The 16,345-nt window shown below is 60.8% G+C and carries 13 protein-coding genes; 12 read left to right on the top strand and 1 reads right to left on the bottom strand.

Annotation, left to right across the window (positions count from 1 at the left end):
- Window positions 1-2 precede the first annotated feature (2 nt).
- The 11 genes from arcA (at window position 3) to JFT58_RS14900 (ending at window position 12,937) form a co-directional block, all read left to right on the top strand.
- Window positions 3-1,259 (top strand): arginine deiminase, encoded by a 1,257-nt coding sequence (arcA, locus tag JFT58_RS14950; RefSeq protein WP_014719694.1) that lies wholly within the window; start codon window positions 3-5, stop codon window positions 1,257-1,259.
- A 12-nt stretch (window positions 1,260-1,271) separates the two neighbouring features.
- Window positions 1,272-2,282, top strand: coding sequence for an ornithine carbamoyltransferase (locus tag JFT58_RS14945; protein ID WP_054898396.1), 1,011 nt, complete (start codon window positions 1,272-1,274; stop codon window positions 2,280-2,282).
- 136 nt (window positions 2,283-2,418) lie between these two features.
- On the top strand, window positions 2,419-3,348 hold the full coding sequence (gene arcC / locus JFT58_RS14940) for a carbamate kinase (RefSeq protein ID WP_003193819.1): 930 nt from the start codon (window positions 2,419-2,421) through the stop codon (window positions 3,346-3,348).
- A gap of 18 nt (window positions 3,349-3,366) precedes the next feature.
- The gene (locus JFT58_RS14935) at window positions 3,367-3,729 is read left to right on the top strand and encodes a DUF5064 family protein (RefSeq protein WP_054898395.1); all 363 of its coding nucleotides are present in this window, start codon (window positions 3,367-3,369) and stop codon (window positions 3,727-3,729) included.
- Window positions 3,730-3,902: 173 nt separating this feature from the next.
- A complete protein-coding gene (locus JFT58_RS14930; protein ID WP_003193823.1) occupies window positions 3,903-5,411 on the top strand; it encodes a sigma-54-dependent transcriptional regulator in 1,509 nt (502 codons plus the stop codon).
- Window positions 5,412-5,814: 403 nt separating this feature from the next.
- Window positions 5,815-6,198, top strand: a complete 384-nt coding sequence (gene gcvH, locus JFT58_RS14925; protein WP_014719698.1) for a glycine cleavage system protein GcvH — start codon at window positions 5,815-5,817, stop codon at window positions 6,196-6,198.
- Between the two features lie 10 nt (window positions 6,199-6,208).
- Window positions 6,209-9,046 (top strand): aminomethyl-transferring glycine dehydrogenase, encoded by a 2,838-nt coding sequence (gcvP, locus tag JFT58_RS14920; RefSeq protein ID WP_054898394.1) that lies wholly within the window; start codon window positions 6,209-6,211, stop codon window positions 9,044-9,046.
- A gap of 161 nt (window positions 9,047-9,207) precedes the next feature.
- Window positions 9,208-10,584, top strand: coding sequence for an L-serine ammonia-lyase (locus JFT58_RS14915; protein ID WP_034128553.1), 1,377 nt, complete (start codon window positions 9,208-9,210; stop codon window positions 10,582-10,584).
- Between the two features lie 39 nt (window positions 10,585-10,623).
- The gene (gene gcvT / locus JFT58_RS14910; RefSeq protein ID WP_054898393.1) at window positions 10,624-11,748 is read left to right on the top strand and encodes a glycine cleavage system aminomethyltransferase GcvT; all 1,125 of its coding nucleotides are present in this window, start codon (window positions 10,624-10,626) and stop codon (window positions 11,746-11,748) included.
- A 392-nt stretch (window positions 11,749-12,140) separates the two neighbouring features.
- Window positions 12,141-12,353, top strand: coding sequence for a cold-shock protein (locus JFT58_RS14905; RefSeq protein WP_034128555.1), 213 nt, complete (start codon window positions 12,141-12,143; stop codon window positions 12,351-12,353).
- Between the two features lie 95 nt (window positions 12,354-12,448).
- Window positions 12,449-12,937 (top strand): RDD family protein, encoded by a 489-nt coding sequence (locus tag JFT58_RS14900; RefSeq protein ID WP_054898392.1) that lies wholly within the window; start codon window positions 12,449-12,451, stop codon window positions 12,935-12,937.
- A 125-nt stretch (window positions 12,938-13,062) separates the two neighbouring features.
- On the opposite strand, the gene nadA is transcribed toward JFT58_RS14900, so the two are convergent.
- Complete coding sequence (nadA, locus tag JFT58_RS14895; protein ID WP_003193840.1) at window positions 13,063-14,121, bottom strand: quinolinate synthase NadA; 1,059 nt, start codon at window positions 14,119-14,121, stop codon at window positions 13,063-13,065.
- A gap of 473 nt (window positions 14,122-14,594) precedes the next feature.
- Here nadA and JFT58_RS14890 point away from each other — a divergent pair, with 473 nt between their 5' ends.
- The gene (locus JFT58_RS14890) at window positions 14,595-16,310 is read left to right on the top strand and encodes a ShlB/FhaC/HecB family hemolysin secretion/activation protein (RefSeq protein WP_054898391.1); all 1,716 of its coding nucleotides are present in this window, start codon (window positions 14,595-14,597) and stop codon (window positions 16,308-16,310) included.
- Window positions 16,311-16,345: the final 35 nt, after the last annotated feature.

Here is a 16,345-nt window from a genome sequence, read left to right as displayed (position 1 = left end):
TAATGACCACGGAAAAAGTGAAGTACGGCGTACATTCCGAAGCCGGCAAACTGCGCAAAGTCATGGTGTGCTCCCCAGGTTTGGCCCACCAGCGGCTGACCCCCAACAACTGCGACGAGCTGCTGTTTGATGACGTGCTGTGGGTGGCCCAGGCCAAGCGCGACCACTTCGACTTCGTGACCAAGATGCGCGAGCGGGACATTGATGTGCTGGAAATGCACAACCTGCTCACCGACATCGTCGCCAACCCCGAAGCGCTGGACTGGATCCTGGAGCGCAAGATCACCGCCAACACGGTAGGCCTGGGCCTGGTCGATGAAGTCGGCTCGTGGCTGCGCAGCCTGGAGCCGCGCAAAATCAGCGAATACCTGATTGGCGGCGTATCGGCCGACGACCTGCCGAGCAGCTTCGGTGGCAAGACCATCGAGATGTTCCGCGATTTTCTCGGCCACGCCAGTTTCATCCTGCCGCCGCTGCCCAATACCCAGTTCACCCGCGACACCACTTGCTGGATCTACGGCGGCGTGACGCTCAACCCGATGTACTGGCCGGCGCGCCGTCAGGAAACCCTGCTGACCAGCGCCATCTATAAATTCCACCCTGAGTTCACCAACGCGGACTTCCAGATCTGGTACGGCGACCCCGACCAGGAACATGGCGCCGCGACGCTGGAAGGCGGCGACGTGATGCCGATTGGCAATGGCGTGGTGTTGATCGGCATGGGTGAGCGCTCCTCCCACCAGGCCATCGGCCAACTGGCGCGCAACCTGTTCCAGAACAAAGCCGTGGAACGCGTCATTGTTGCCGGCCTGCCCAAATCCCGCGCCGCGATGCACCTGGACACCGTGTTCAGCTTCTGCGACCGCGACCTGGTCACCGTCTTCCCCGAAGTGGTCAACCAGATCGTGCCGTTCACCCTGCGCCCTGACGAGAGCAAGCCCCACGGCATCGACATCCAGCGCGAGAAAACCAACTTCCTCGAAACCGTGGCCGCAGCGCTCAACCTCAAGGCGCTACGTGTCGTCGAGACCGGCGGCAACAGCTTCGCCGCCGAACGCGAGCAATGGGATGACGGCAACAACGTGGTGGCCGTGGAACCGGGCGTGGTGATTGGCTACGACCGCAACACCTACACCAACACCCTGCTGCGCAAGGCCGGTGTGGAAGTGATCACCATCAGCGCCGGTGAACTCGGCCGTGGCCGTGGCGGCGGCCACTGCATGACCTGCCCGATCATCCGCGACCCTATCGACTATTAAGGAGATTCCATCATGGCTTTCAATATGCGCAACCGCAGCCTGCTGTCGCTGATGCACCACACTACCCGCGAGCTGCATTACCTGCTGGACCTGTCCCGCGACCTCAAACGCGCCAAATACACCGGCACCGAGCGTCCGCACTTGCAGGGCAAGAACATCGCGCTGATCTTCGAAAAAACCTCGACCCGCACTCGCTGTGCCTTCGAAGTCGCGGCCCATGACCAGGGCGCCCACGTCACCTACATCGACCCGGTGTCGTCGCAGATCGGCCACAAAGAAAGCATGAAAGACACCGCCCGCGTGTTGGGCCGGATGTTCGATGCCATCGAGTACCGTGGTTTTGAGCAGGAAATCGTCGAAGAGCTGGCCAAGTTCGCCGGTGTGCCGGTGTTCAACGGCCTCACCGCCGAATTCCACCCGACCCAGATGATCGCCGACACCCTGACCATGCGCGAACACAGCGACAAGCCGCTGCATGACATCAGCTACGCGTACCTCGGGGACGCCCGCTACAACATGGGCAACTCGCTGCTGATGATCGGCGCCAAGCTCGGCATGGACGTGCGCATCGGCGCGCCGAAAGCGCTGTGGCCCCATGAAGATTTCATCAAGCAATGCCAGGCCTTTGCCGAGGAAAGCGGTGCACGCATCACCATCACCGAAGACCCGAAAGAAGCCGTGAAGGGCGTGGACTTCATCCACACCGATATCTGGGTGTCCATGGGCGAACCGGTGGAAGCGTGGGACGAGCGCATCGAGCAACTGCTGCCGTACCAGATCAACGCCAAGATGATGAAAGCCTCGGGCAACCCTCGGGTGAAATTCATGCATTGCCTGCCGGCGTTCCACAACAGTGAAACCAAGGTCGGCAAGGACATCGCGGCACGCTATCCGCACCTGGCCAATGGCGTGGAAGTGACCGAAGAGGTGTTCGAGTCGCCGGCCAATATCGCCTTCGAGCAGGCGGAAAACCGCATGCATACCATCAAGGCGATTCTGGTGTCGGCGTTGGCGGATATCTAACCCCACTCTGATCGTTCCCACGCTCCGCGTGGGAATGCAGCCAGTGGCGCTCTGCGCCACAAGAGCGGACGCAGAGCGTCCGGTGGGGCATTCCCACGCAGAGCGTGGGAACGATCATTCTAGAAGGACATTCTGTATGCGCATCGTCGTAGCCCTGGGCGGCAACGCCCTCCTGCGTCGTGGTGAACCCATGACCGCAGACAACCAACGCGCCAATATCCGCATCGCCACCGAACAGATCGCCAAGATCCACCCCGGCAACGAACTGGTGATCGCCCACGGCAATGGCCCGCAAGTCGGCCTGCTGTCATTGCAGGCGGCGGCCTACACCAGCGTCTCGCCTTACCCGCTGGACGTGCTGGGCGCCGAGACCGAGGGCATGATCGGCTACATCATCGAACAGGAACTGGGCAACCTGCTGGACTTCGAAGTGCCGTTCGCCACCCTGCTCACCCAGGTCGAAGTCGACGCCAAGGACCCGGCCTTCCAGAACCCCACCAAGCCTATCGGCCCTGTGTACCCCAAAGCCGAAGCCGAGAAGCTCGCCGCCGAAAAAGGTTGGGCCATCGCGCCCGACGGCGACAAATACCGCCGTGTAGTCGCCAGCCCGCGTCCCAAACGCATCTTTGAAATTCGCCCGATCAAGTGGCTGCTGGAGAAAAAAGCCATCGTGATCTGCGCCGGTGGTGGCGGCATCCCCACCATGTATGGCGAAGACGGCAAGCTGCGCGGCATTGAAGCGGTGATCGACAAAGACTTGTGTTCCTCCTTGCTGGCCACGCAACTGGAGGCCGATTTGCTGGTGATCGCCACCGACGTCAACGCCGCCTTTATCGACTTCGGCAAGCCCACCCAGAAGGCCATCGGCCAGGCCCACCCCGACGATATGGAAAAACTCGGCTTCGCCGCTGGCTCCATGGGCCCCAAGGTACAAGCCGCCTGCGAGTTCGCCCGTCAGACTGGCAAAACCGCGGTGATCGGTTCACTCTCGGACATCGAAGCCATCGTCCAGGGCAGCGCCGGCACGCGCATCAGCACGGCAAAACCTGGCATCACCTACCTGTGAAGTTGAGGAGAAACGCCTATGGCTATCTTTGAACCCGGCCACTTGCATATCGAGCGACACGCGCTGAACAAGGACGATGTCAGCTACGACCTGTGCCTGGACTACGAAGTCGTCACGGATGACCGCGAAGGCAAAGGCATGCAGTTCACCCTGCATGGCAGCATCCAGGGCAAGGACATGAAGGAAACGTTTTTCCTGCCCAAGGACCAGGCCTATAACTTCGCCAGCAATGTGACCAAGATTGTCGAAAAATACGGCATTCCCAAGACCCATAGCAGCGTCGGTTCACAGCACAAGCATTACGATCTGATGTTTGAGGATGTGCGCCAGCAGTTGGGTATGAAATCCGGCGACCCAGTCAAACCCGAACACCTGGAATAACCTGCCCCCCAATCGAATGTGGGAGCTGGCTTGCCTGCGATAGCGACGTGTCAGACGATATTTTCGGTAACTGACCCACCGCCATCGCAGGCAAGCCAGCTCCCACATTTTGATCTCCACCGGCTCCAAGGCATACTGGCCACCCTCAGCACTCCAGAATCAAGATCCGCCCCATGCGTATCCACGTCAGCTTCATCGACCGCGTCGGCATCACCCAGGAAGTCCTGGCCTTGCTCGGTGGGCGCAATCTCAATCTGGATGCGGTGGAGATGGTGCCGCCCAATGTCTATATCGATGCGCCGACCCTCAGCGCCGAAGTGCTCGAAGAACTGCGCGACGCGTTGTTCAGCGTGCACGGCGTGCAAGCGGTAAAGGTCGTCGACATCCTTCCGGGCCAGCGTCGCCACTTGCAACTCGACGCCCTGCTGGCGGCCATGACCGACCCGGTGCTGGCCCTGGACAGTGCAGGCAAGATCCTGCTGGCCAATCCGGCGCTGATCGCCTTGTACGGGCGTGAACCGGCCGGCGAAAGCATCGCCGAGCTGTTCGATGATCCGGCCTTACTGGAAACCTTGCTGGACCAGGGCTTTCGCTTGCCGTTGCGCGAGATCAGCGTGAACGGCCAGACCTTGCTGCTGGGCGCCACGCCGATCACCGACGCCGGCGCCCTGCTCACCCTCTACCAGCCCAACCGCATCGGCGAACAACTGTCGGCGCTGCACCATGACCATGCCGAAGGGTTTGATGCGCTGCTGGGCGAGTCCCCGGCGATCCGCACGCTCAAGGCGCGGGCGCAACGGGTGGCGGCACTGGATGCACCGCTGCTGATCCAAGGCGAAACCGGTACCGGCAAAGAGCTGGTGGCCCGCGCCTGCCACGCCATCAGTGCGCGCCACAGTGCGCCGTTTCTGGCATTGAACTGCGCGGCACTGCCGGAAAATCTCGCCGAAAGTGAATTGTTCGGCTATGCCCCTGGCGCCTTTACCGGCGCGCAACGCGGTGGCAAACCAGGGCTGATGGAGCTGGCCAACCAGGGCACGGTGTTCCTCGATGAGATCGGTGAGATGTCGCCGTATCTGCAAGCCAAGCTGCTGCGTTTTCTCAATGACGGTAGCTTTCGCCGCGTGGGTGGCGACCGCGAAGTGAAGGTCAATGTGCGCATCCTCAGCGCCACCCACCGCGACCTGGAAAAGATGGTCAGCGAAGGCACCTTTCGCGAAGATCTGTTTTACCGCCTTAACGTGCTCAACGTCGCCGTGCCGCCCTTGCGTGAACGCGGCCAGGACATCCTGCTGCTGGCGCGCTACTTCATGCAGCAAGCCTGCGCGCAGATCCAGCGCCCGGTCTGCCGCCTGGCGCCGGGTACCTATCCAGCCCTGCTGGGCAACCACTGGCCGGGCAACGTGCGGCAGTTGCAAAACGTGATCTTCCGCGCTGCCGCCATCTGCGAAAGCAGCCTGGTGGACATCGGTGACCTGGACATCGCCGGCACCTCCGTGGCGCGCCAGAGCGATGGTGAAGTCGACAGCCTTGAACAGGCCGTGGAAGATTTCGAGCGCAGCCTGCTGGAAAGCCTCTACAGCCGCTACCCCTCGACCCGCCAACTGGCCAGCCGGCTGCAAACCTCCCACACGGCTATCGCCCATCGCCTGCGCAAATACGGCATTCCCAACAAACCCTGACGGAATAAACGCGGTTCAACTGTGGGAGCTGGCTTGCCCTGCGATAGCGTCGGGTCATCCAACTCCTTAGTGACGGGTAGACCGCTATCGCAGGCAAGCCCCCACAGAAACCGCATTACAGATTTGGTCTGAGAACGACATTCCGTGTACTGAAAGCGCTACAGCGTAACGATATCGCTACAGCCCTGTTTTTTGCGTGCCATGCAAGGCTTTGATCCACATAGGCTTTTTTTCACGCACCTGACTGTAGCGAAATCGCTACAGCTCACTGCTCGGACTTTATAGCGAAATTTATTAACCCATTGATTTATAACGGCTTAATAACGTTGGCCGCGATATTGCTAAGCAACTCCCCATTATTCCAATCCCGTCCACCAGACGATTCTGGCCCTGAGGAGTTTCCATGAGCGAGTTGCGTTTCACTGAAGATCACGAATGGCTGCGCGCCGAAGCCGATGGCAGCGTCACCGTGGGTATCACCGCTTTTGCGCAGAACGCGCTGGGTGACGTGGTTTTCGTGCAACTGCCGGAGTTGCAGGCTTATACCAAGGGCGCCGAAGCCTCCACCGTGGAGTCGGTCAAGGCCGCCAGTGGTGTGTACATGCCGTTGGACGGTGAAGTCCTCGAAGTCAACGACAAGCTCGATGGCAGCCCGGAACTGGTCAACGAAGACCCGATGGGCGAAGGCTGGTTCTTCCGCTTTAAACCCGCCGATGCCGATGCAGTGGCTAAGCTGTTGGATCAGGATGCGTACGACCGCCTGATCAAAGCCAACGCTGAAGCCTGAGGAGCGCGCCATGACCGTTAATCTGACCACCGCCAACGAATTCATCGCCCGCCACATCGGCCCGCGCCAGGAAGATGAGCAGCAAATGCTCGCCAGCCTGGGGTTTGATTCCCTCGAAGCCCTGAGCGCCAGCGTCATCCCGGAAAGCATCAAGGGCACCAGCGTGCTCGGCCTGGAAGACGGCCTGAGCGAAGCCGAGGCCCTGGCCAAGATCAAGGCCATCGCCAGCCAGAACCAACTGTTCAAGACCTACATCGGCCAGGGCTACTACAACTGCCATACGCCGTCGCCGATCCTGCGCAACCTGCTGGAAAACCCGGCCTGGTACACCGCCTACACGCCGTATCAACCCGAGATTTCCCAAGGCCGCCTGGAAGCCCTGCTGAATTTCCAGACCCTGATCAGCGACCTCACCGGCCTGCCGATCGCCAACGCCTCCTTGCTCGACGAAGCCACGGCCGCCGCCGAAGCCATGACCTTCTGCAAGCGCCTGAGCAAGAACAAAAGCAGCAACGCGTTCTTCGCTTCGGTGCACAGCCACCCACAAACCCTCGACGTCCTGCGCACTCGCGCCGAACCACTGGGCATCGATGTAGTAGTGGGCGATGAGCGCGAACTGACCGACGTCAGCCCGTTCTTCGGCGCCCTGCTGCAATACCCGGCCAGCAACGGCGATGTGTTCGACTATCGCGAACTGACCGAACGTTTCCACGCCGCCAACGCACTGGTCGCCGTGGCCGCCGACCTGCTGGCCCTGACCCTGCTGACGCCGCCGGGTGAATTCGGCGCCGACGTCGCCATTGGCAGCGCACAACGCTTTGGCGTGCCACTGGGCTTCGGTGGCCCGCACGCGGCGTACTTCTCCACCAAGGATGCGTTCAAGCGCGACATGCCAGGCCGTCTGGTCGGTGTTTCCGTCGACCGCTTCGGCAAGCCGGCCCTGCGCCTGGCCATGCAAACCCGCGAGCAACATATCCGCCGCGAGAAAGCCACCAGCAACATCTGCACTGCCCAAGTGCTGCTGGCCAATATCGCCAGCATGTACGCCGTGTACCACGGCCCCAAGGGCCTGACGCAGATCGCCCAGCGCATTCACCAACTGACCGCGATCCTGGCCAAGGGTTTGACTGCCCTGGGCCAGAAAGTCGAGCAGGCACACTTCTTCGACACCCTGACAATCCACACCCTCGCCCACACCGCAGCCCTGCACGACAAGGCCCGCGCCCAGCGCATCAACTTGCGTGTGGTAGATGGCGAGCGCGTAGGCCTGTCGGTCGACGAAACCACCACCCAGGCCGATATCCAAGCCTTGTGGGCCATCTTCGCCGACGGCAAAACCCTGCCAGCCTTTGCTGCAACCGAAAGCACCCTGCCAAGCGCATTGCTGCGTCAGTCGCCGATCCTCAGCCACCCGGTGTTCAACCGTTATCACTCGGAAACCGAGCTGATGCGCTACCTGCGCAAGCTGGCCGACAAGGACCTGGCCCTGGACCGCACCATGATCCCGCTGGGCTCGTGCACCATGAAGCTCAACGCCGCCAGCGAAATGATCCCGGTGACCTGGGCCGAATTCGGTGCCCTGCACCCGTTCGCCCCCGCCGCGCAAAGCGCCGGCTACCAGCAACTGACCAGCGAACTGGAAGCCATGCTCTGCGCGGCCACCGGTTACGACGCGATCTCCCTGCAACCCAACGCCGGTTCCCAGGGTGAGTACGCCGGCCTCTTGGCCATCCGTGCCTATCACCAGAGCCGTGGCGAAGAACGTCGCGACATCTGCCTGATCCCGTCGTCAGCCCACGGTACCAACCCTGCGACCGCCAACATGGCCGGCATGCGCGTGGTGGTCACCGCTTGCGATGCACGCGGCAACGTCGACATCGAAGACCTGCGCGCCAAGGCCATCGAGCACCGCGAGCACCTCGCAGCACTGATGATCACCTACCCCTCTACCCACGGCGTGTTCGAGGAAGGTATTCGCGAAATCTGCGGGATCATTCATGACAACGGCGGCCAGGTGTACATCGACGGCGCCAACATGAACGCCATGGTCGGCCTGTGCGCACCGGGCAAGTTCGGCGGCGATGTGTCCCACCTGAACCTGCACAAAACCTTCTGCATTCCCCACGGCGGTGGCGGCCCGGGCGTTGGCCCGATTGGCGTCAAGTCGCACCTCACGCCATTCCTGCCCGGCCATGCCGCCATGGAACGCAAGGAAGGCGCGGTGTGCGCTGCGCCGTTCGGCAGCGCGAGCATTCTGCCGATCACCTGGATGTACATCAGCATGATGGGCGGCGCCGGCCTCAAGCGTGCGTCGCAGTTGGCGATCCTGAATGCCAACTACATTTCCCGTCGCCTGGAAGAGCACTACCCGGTGCTGTACACCGGCAGCAATGGCCTGGTGGCCCACGAATGCATCCTGGACCTGCGCCCGTTGAAAGACAGCAGCGGCATCAGCGTGGACGACGTGGCCAAGCGCCTGATCGATTTTGGTTTCCATGCGCCGACCATGTCGTTCCCGGTGGCCGGCACCTTGATGATCGAGCCCACCGAAAGTGAATCCAAGGAAGAGCTGGACCGCTTCTGCGACGCCATGATCGCCATCCGCGAAGAGATCCGCGCGGTAGAAAACGGCACCCTCGACAAAGACGACAACCCCCTCAAGAACGCGCCGCACACGGCTGCGGAACTGGTGGGAGAATGGAGCCACCCATACAGCCGTGAACAAGCGGTGTACCCGGTAGCGTCGTTGATCGAAAGCAAGTACTGGCCACCGGTTGGCCGGGTCGACAACGTGTTTGGCGATCGCAACCTGGTGTGTGCGTGCCCTTCTATCGAGAGCTACGCCTGATCTGACGAGAGATACGCGGCCAGTGTGGGAGCTGGCTTGCCTGCGATAGCGGTGTATCAGCCGACAGTGATGTTGCCTGACCCACCGTTATCGCGGGCAAGCCCGGCTCCCACATTGACCGAGTCGGCTTTCAGAAAATAATAAGAAACCGGAGAACAACCATGTCCCTTAGCGTGTTCGACCTGTTCAAGATTGGCATCGGCCCCTCCAGTTCCCACACCGTCGGCCCGATGCGTGCCGCTGCCCGATTCGTCGAGGGGCTCAAGCGTGACAACCTGCTGGAGGCCACCACCGGCATCAAGGTGGAACTCTACGGATCACTGGGCGCCACCGGCAAAGGCCACGGCAGCGACAAGGCTGTGTTGCTGGGCCTGGAAGGCGAACACCCGGACACCGTGAATACCGAAACCGTGGCAGCACGCCTGGCGCAGATGCGCAGTGACGGGCGCCTCAACCTGCTCGGCGAACACAGCATTGCGTTCAACGAGAAAGAACACCTGGCGATGATCCGCAAGCCCCTTGCCTATCATCCCAACGGCATGATCTTTCGTGCCTTTGACGCCGCCGGCATCCAGACCCGCAGCCGCGAGTACTACTCGGTCGGTGGCGGTTTCGTGGTGGATGAAGACGCGGCGGGCGCCGACCGTATCGTCGAAGACGCTACCCCCCTGACCTTCCCGTTCAAACACGCCAAGGACTTGCTCGGCCACTGCACCACCTATGGCCTGTCTATCAGCCAGGTGATGCTGACCAATGAAAGTGCCTGGCGCCCGGAAGCCGAAACCCGCAGCGGTTTGTTGAAGATCTGGCAGGTCATGCAGGATTGCGTCGATGCCGGCTGTCGCAACGAAGGCATCTTGCCCGGAGGCTTGAAGGTCAAGCGCCGGGCAGCGGCCTTGCACAGGCAGTTGTGCAAGAACCCGGAGTCGGCGCTGCGCGACCCGCTGTCGGTGCTCGATTGGGTCAACCTGTATGCGCTGGCGGTCAACGAAGAAAACGCCAATGGCGGGCGCGTGGTCACCGCGCCCACCAACGGCGCGGCCGGGATCATTCCCGCCGTGCTGCATTACTACATGCGTTTTATCCCCGGCGCGAACGAAGACGGCGTAGTGCGCTTTTTGCTCACCGCGGCCGCCATCGGCATTTTGTACAAGGAAAACGCTTCGATCTCAGGCGCCGAAGTCGGTTGCCAGGGCGAAGTCGGCGTGGCCTGTTCCATGGCCGCAGGCGCACTCTGCGAAGTGCTGGGCGGCAGCGTGTCCCAAGTGGAAAACGCCGCCGAGATCGGCATGGAACACAACCTCGGCCTGACCTGCGACCCAATTGGCGGGCTGGTGCAGGTGCCGTGCATCGAGCGCAATGCCATGGGCTCGGTGAAGGCGATCAATGCGGTGCGCATGGCCCTGCGTGGCGACGGGCAGCACTTTGTGTCCCTCGACAAGGTCATCCGCACCATGCGCCAGACGGGCGCCGACATGAAAAGCAAATACAAGGAAACCGCCCGTGGCGGTTTGGCGGTCAACATTATCGAGTGCTGACGCCCACAAGCGCGTCGGCACGTTTTTCAGGAGTTGAATATGTCCACCGAAACCCTGTTGAAAACCCCATTGCATGCCCTGCACCTGGAACTGGGCGCACGCATGGTGCCCTTCGCCGGCTACGACATGCCGGTGCAGTATCCATTGGGCGTGATGAAGGAACACCTGCATACCCGTGAACAGGCCGGGTTGTTCGACGTCTCCCACATGGGCCAGATTCGTCTCACTGGCGCGAATGCCGCCAAGGCTCTGGAGACCCTGGTGCCCGTCGATATCATCGACCTGCCAGTAGGCATGCAGCGCTATGCGATGTTCACCAATGAGCAAGGCGGCATCCTCGACGACCTGATGGTCGCCAACCTGGGCAACGACGAATTGTTCCTGGTGGTCAACGCCGCCTGCAAGGACCAGGACCTGGCGCACCTGCGTACACATATCGGCGACCAATGCACCATCGAACCGCTGTTCGAAGAACGCGCCCTGCTGGCCCTGCAAGGCCCTGCGGCAGTGAAAGTATTGGCGCGCCTGGCCCCTGAAGTCACTCAGATGACCTTCATGCAATTCGCCACCCTGCGTTTGCTGGGCGTGGACTGCTACGTCAGCCGCTCCGGCTACACCGGTGAAGACGGTTTTGAAATCTCCGTGCCGGCCGCCAATGCCGAGAGCCTGGCCCGCAGCCTGCTGGCCGAAACCGAAGTGCAGGCGATCGGCCTGGGCGCTCGCGATTCGCTACGCCTGGAAGCCGGCTTGTGTTTGTACGGCCACGACATGAACACCGACACCACGCCAATCGAAGCCAGCCTGCTGTGGGCGATTTCCAAGGCTCGGCGTGCCGATGGCGCACGGGCCGGCGGCTTCCCTGGCGCCGACCGCATCTTCACTCAGCAGCAAACCGGTGTGGCGCGCAAACGCGTAGGCCTGCTGCCGCAGGAGCGTACCCCGGTGCGTGAAGGCGCTGAAATTGTCGATGCACAAGGTACGGTTATCGGCAGCGTCTGCAGCGGGGGCTTTGGTCCAACCTTGGGCGGCCCTCTGGCAATGGGTTACCTGGACAGCGCATTTGTCGCACTGGATACCGAAGTTTGCGCAATGGTACGTGGGAAAAAGGTGCCACTGCGTGTAAGTAAAATGCCATTTGTTCCGCAACGTTACTACCGTGGCTGATTGACTGTTTCTATAAGTAACGCGGTTGCGTTAACGTGCACTAAACTGTAACGCAACCGCCATAAAACAGTGCATTCACGATAGGCTTTTTATAGCTGAGGCCCTATAACAAGTGAATAGATCTATCGAATAAGCCAGTATCAGAACATTCAACAAAGTGTCATGACCCCCAGTAAAATCAGGGCCTGCACAAGGGCTTGTTTTTTTCATATTAGTTGGCGTAGAGTTTGCCCACTGTGTTTGCATGGGTCGCTTGGAACCTGGACCTGGGCAGTAGCTCAAGTAGTTTGCTACAACCCGTTCGACGTCTCTTACTTTCCTGCAACCCAGCCCAGTACTCTTTCGTTTGAAAGGGGCTGTCATTAATTTTTAGCGTCAAAGGAAAGAAGAAAATGGCTGAGCGTCAGAGCGGTACCGTCAAGTGGTTCAACGACGAAAAAGGCTTTGGTTTTATCACTCCTGAAAGCGGCCCGGATCTGTTCGTGCATTTCCGCGCTATTCAGGGCAATGGCTTCAAGAGCCTGAAGGAAGGCCAGAAAGTGACTTTCGTCGCTGTGCAGGGCCAGAAAGGCATGCAGGCTGACGAAGTCCACGCAGAAGCCTGACCCTTACCTGCGACAAAAAGCCCCTGATATGACATCAGGGGCTTTTTTATGGGCGCCATTGCGTAAACTGCGTGCTTTCTCCAGAGAGCCCTGCCATGTCCAAACCCCTGTTGAGCCCCCAGGGCGAATTCCCCGCCGTTGGCCTGGGCCGCCGCCTGGCAGCGATGTTCTACGACTTTCTTTTATGTACCGCACTGCTGATCGTCACCGCATTTATCTACAAGCTGGTGTGGATCGCCTTCGTGGGCGAAGCGAAGATGCGCATGCTCACCGAATCCGGCGCGCTGGACGGTGACCCGTTGCTGTCCACGATCCTGCTGTTCGTGCTTTTCGGGTTCTTCGCCAAGTTCTGGACGCATTCAGGGCAAACCCTGGGCATGCAGGTGTGGGGCGTGCGCGTGCAAAACGCCGACGGGTCGCGGATCAGCCTGTGGCAGGCACTGCTGCGTTTTGTGGTGTCGATTGCGTCATGGCTGTGCGTGGGGTTGGGATTTATCTGGTCGTTGTTCGATAAACACAAACGCAGCTGGCATGACATCTATTCGGATACGCAGTTGGTGCGGATCCCGAAGCAAAAGAAGTAACTCAAGCGCATCACAGATCAACTGTGGGAGCTGGCTTGCCTGCGATAGCGGTGTTGCAGTCAAAAACACCTGTGACTGTTACACCGCTATCGCAGGCAAGCCAGCTCCCACATTTTGATTTGTGTTCAGGCGTTGCCGGCCAGTTTCAATCGTGCTGCCTGGGTAAAGTCGAGCATGCGCTTGAGCGGTCGTACCGCCTGCGGAATCACCGCCGGCTCCACGAAGATCTCATTACTGCCCTCACGCAAACACTGCAACGTACGCTCCAGTGTGTTCATTGCCATCCACGGGCAGTGCGCGCAACTGCGACAGGCTGCACCGTTACCGGCGGTAGGCGCTTCGACAAAGACTTTGTCCGGGCACAACTGCTGCATCTTGTAGAAGATGCCGCGGTCGGTCGCGACGATAAAGGTCTTGTTCGGCAAGCGTTGCGCCGCAGCGATCAGTTGGCTGGTGGAACCCACCGCGTCAGCCAATTCGATCACCGAAGTCGGTGACTCCGGGTGCACCAGGATTGCCGCATCCGGGTACAACGCCTTCATGTCTTCGAGCTGCTTGGACTTGAATTCTTCGTGGACGATGCAGGCACCGTCCCACAGCAGCATATCGGCACCGGTCTGGCGCTGGATGTAGGTGCCCAGGTGTTTGTCCGGGCCCCAGATAATGGTCTCGCCGTTGTCCATCAGGCTTTCGACAATTTCCAGCGCGCAGCTGGAAGTCACCACCCAATCCGCCCGAGCTTTGACCGCCGCCGAGGTGTTGGCATAGACCACCACGGTGCGCTCGGGGTGCTGATCGCAGAACGCGGAAAACTCATCCACCGGGCAACCCAGGTCCAGGGAGCACGTGGCTTCCAGGGTAGGCATCAGGATGCGTTTTTCAGGCGTAAGGATCTTGGCGGTCTCGCCCATGAAGCGCACGCCAGCCACCAATACGGTTTTGGCCGGGTGAGCGGCACCAAAGCGCGCCATCTCCAGGGAGTCGGAAACACAACCACCGGTTTCTTCGGCCAGGGCCTGAATCACCGGGTCGCAATAAAAGTGGGCAACCAGCACCGCGTCCTGAGCCTTGAGCTCGGCGGCAATGGCGGTTCGCAGGCTCGCCTCTTCGGCAGCGCTGAGAACCTTGGGCTGCTTGGCGTCGAGGTGAGCTTGAACCAGTAGGCGTTCGGAAATGTGCGTCATGTTCGCAAGACCTGCAGGCGCAGTAGCGCGAAAGTCGAGTGTACCACCGGCTCAGGAGCCCTTCGGGCGCCGCCGGACGAAGTGTTTTTGTTCATCAAGCACGGGTACAGCTTAAAGCTGCGCAAGGCTACAGAATATCCAATGGATTCAAAAGCCTAATCTGGCAACCGGGCAAGGTACTCAGTTCCTCGCCGCGGCACGCCGATTAGGTGAAGCCCAGACAACAATCAAAACCGCGCCGCCCCCTCCCGCCTCCTGAAAAATCAGGATTTTTGGGCTGGGACGCCCATTCGCGCACTGAATTTGTGCATTTGAGCACTGCATCACACGATTTTTCTTACAGAATGTGCAATAAATCCTACGGCGATGTAACAAACCGTTCAGCACTCACTCAAGTGGGGCAAGTCTGCGCTGAGTTCAAGGTTTAGCTCGTGCGGTGTGGATCGTGTGTATTTCTACGTTAAGGATGTCGAGTGCCAAATCAGCTCTCAACCGGACACTTGAGTTGTACCCGGAACCTGGGCATTGCCCTGCTCTGCCTGTGGGCGCTGCCCGTGGCTGGCGCCGAGGCGCCGCAGCCAGGCCAGGAAGCCCTGCGCTTGCAACAGCAACAGCAACGCGACCTGCAGCAATTACAATTGGAGCAGCGCCAACGCCAGATGCAACGTGGCAGTTTCGGTACGCCAGCGGCCACACCGGCCTTGCCAACAGACATCGCCAAGGACGAACGCTGCTGGCCCTTGAGCGGTACGCGCCTGGCCGGGGTCACGCTGTTCAGCCGTGCCGAGTTGGACAAACACATCGAGCCCTACGTGGCGCCTTGCATGGGCGTCACCCAGATCAACCGCCTGCTGGCCGAGATTACGCGGCTGTATGTCGAGGCCGGTTATATCGCCAGCCGCCCCTACCTGATCAGCGCGCCCGCCGCCGGGCAACCGCTGGATATTCACGTCGAAGAAGGCTACCTGGAGGCCATCGAACTGGCCGACCAGAGCCTGCCGGTGTCATTGGGTGGGGCATTCCCCGGGATGCTCGGCAAGCCACTGAACCTGCGAGATCTGGAGCAGGGCCTGGACCAGCTCAACCGCCTGCGCTCGGTGGACCTCACGGCCGACATCGCCCCAGGCAGCACCGCGGGCGCGTCGCGCATCATCCTGCGCTCGCGCAGCAGTGCCTCGCGCTGGGCCCTGGGCCTGGGGGTGGATAACCTCGGCAGCGCCGGCACCGGGCGTGATCGCAATGCGATCAACTTGAGCCTGGACAGCCCGCTGCAAATCAACGACTCGCTCAACCTGAGCTTCAGCGACACGCTCAACCATGGGCCGCGCTACAGCCGCAGCCACAGCCTGTTCTACTCGATCCCCTACGGTTACTGGACCTACAGCCTGTTCGCCAGCCATGCCGAATACCGCTCGCCGTTCAAACTCAGCCGCACCACGTTTTACAACAGTGGCCGCACCGATCAGGTCAGCCTGCGTAGCGACCGTGTGTTGTGGCGCGACCAGGGCCACCAACTCAGCGCCAACCTGCAACTGGCCTACAAAGACGTCGACAGCTACCTACAGAAGGTACACCTGGACATCCAAAGCCCCACGCTGACCGTAGCCGAAGCGGGCATGAACCTGTTCTGGCTCAACAGCGCGGTGTGGAACCTGGACGTCAATTACGCCCAGGGCCTGACCTGGTTCGGCGCCGATCGCGATGCCGACCAGGTGCAGAAAAACCGGCCCAAGGCGCAGTTTCAAAAGTACCGCGCCAACCTCACCCAATGGCGCAACGGCCAATGGGCAGCGCAGCCATGGCAGTGGCAGAGCCAGTTGTCGGTGCAGTACAGCCCGGATGCGTTGCCCGCCATCGAACAGTTGCTGATCACCGACGACTCGGCCGTGCGCGGCTACCGCGAAAACAGTAGTTCCGGTGCCATTGGCGCGGTCTGGCGCAACACCTTGCGCCTGCCGCTCAACACTGACTTGCCGGTGAAGCTCACCCCGCGCCTGGGCCTGGACAACGGCTGGGTCAAGCACGAACACGGCGCCCAGAGCCAACGCCTGAGCGGCGCCAGCGCGGGGCTCAACCTGAGCTGGAAGAACGTACAGCTCGACATCGACTACCAACGCAACCTCAACACCCCCACAGGTTTTCGCCAGGAGCCGGAGGTCTGGCTGACGCGCCTTAGCTTGCAGATATGAGTGTGCACCGATGAGCCAATACCTGTTTTTAGCCT

Origin of the sequence: Pseudomonas sp. MF6767 (genome assembly GCF_016405475.1) — a bacterium.
Classification (GTDB): Bacteria; Pseudomonadota; Gammaproteobacteria; order Pseudomonadales; family Pseudomonadaceae; genus Aquipseudomonas; species Aquipseudomonas paracarnis.
This window is presented reverse-complemented; position numbering and strand designations above follow the sequence as displayed.

Bases quoted from the DNA above. Each gene is read 5' to 3' on its own strand.
- JFT58_RS14930 (WP_003193823.1), top strand. From the start codon at position 3,903: ATGCGTATCCACGTCAGCTTCATCGACCGCGTCGGCATCACCCAGGAA.
- gcvH (WP_014719698.1), top strand. From the start codon at position 5,815: ATGAGCGAGTTGCGTTTCACTGAAGATCACGAATGGCTGCGCGCCGAA.
- JFT58_RS14945 (WP_054898396.1), top strand. From the start codon at position 1,272: ATGGCTTTCAATATGCGCAACCGCAGCCTGCTGTCGCTGATGCACCAC.
- JFT58_RS14905 (WP_034128555.1), top strand. From the start codon at position 12,141: ATGGCTGAGCGTCAGAGCGGTACCGTCAAGTGGTTCAACGACGAAAAA.
- arcC (WP_003193819.1), top strand. From the start codon at position 2,419: ATGCGCATCGTCGTAGCCCTGGGCGGCAACGCCCTCCTGCGTCGTGGT.
- gcvP (WP_054898394.1), top strand. From the start codon at position 6,209: ATGACCGTTAATCTGACCACCGCCAACGAATTCATCGCCCGCCACATC.
- arcA (WP_014719694.1), top strand. From the start codon at position 3: ATGACCACGGAAAAAGTGAAGTACGGCGTACATTCCGAAGCCGGCAAA.
- gcvT (WP_054898393.1), top strand. From the start codon at position 10,624: ATGTCCACCGAAACCCTGTTGAAAACCCCATTGCATGCCCTGCACCTG.
- JFT58_RS14915 (WP_034128553.1), top strand. From the start codon at position 9,208: ATGTCCCTTAGCGTGTTCGACCTGTTCAAGATTGGCATCGGCCCCTCC.
- JFT58_RS14935 (WP_054898395.1), top strand. From the start codon at position 3,367: ATGGCTATCTTTGAACCCGGCCACTTGCATATCGAGCGACACGCGCTG.
- JFT58_RS14900 (WP_054898392.1), top strand. From the start codon at position 12,449: ATGTCCAAACCCCTGTTGAGCCCCCAGGGCGAATTCCCCGCCGTTGGC.
- nadA (WP_003193840.1), bottom strand. From the start codon at position 14,121: ATGACGCACATTTCCGAACGCCTACTGGTTCAAGCTCACCTCGACGCC.